The sequence below is a fragment of the Burkholderia sp. SIMBA_051 genome, assembly GCF_046534915.1.
Lineage (GTDB): Bacteria > Pseudomonadota > Gammaproteobacteria > Burkholderiales > Burkholderiaceae > Burkholderia > Burkholderia ambifaria.
Genome location: NZ_JAWRXS010000435.1, coordinates 1 through 262, shown reverse-complemented (window position 1 = coordinate 262; position 262 = coordinate 1). Strand labels below are relative to the sequence as shown.

The 262-nt window shown below is 52.3% G+C and carries 1 protein-coding gene; it reads left to right on the top strand.

What is annotated here, in order from left to right; all coding sequences use genetic code 11:
- Positions 1-36: 36 nt before the first annotated feature.
- Positions 37-262, top strand: a 226-nt coding sequence (locus SB771_RS35175; protein WP_410722066.1) for a hypothetical protein, incomplete at its 3' end; no start/stop codon positions are given.

Below are 262 nucleotides of genomic sequence, written 5' to 3'. Positions count from 1 at the left end.
CGAGACTATGATCGGGCGTTGCGCGCAAGTAAATGGATGCAGAGTTCCAAACGAACCGGACGGCTCGATCCAAGCGCGCTCAGGGCCTTTCACAATTTTTCAAACGACCTTCGATTTATTTGCTCAGACAAATACTTCGGCGGTACATGTGCTGCTTACCGCTCCGGCCCGGCACGCTCCGGCAAAATACCGCTCATTGTTCACCCGATTCAAATAAATCGCCTGATTGATGAGCAGTGCACGCCTATTTCGCGCGAATTCC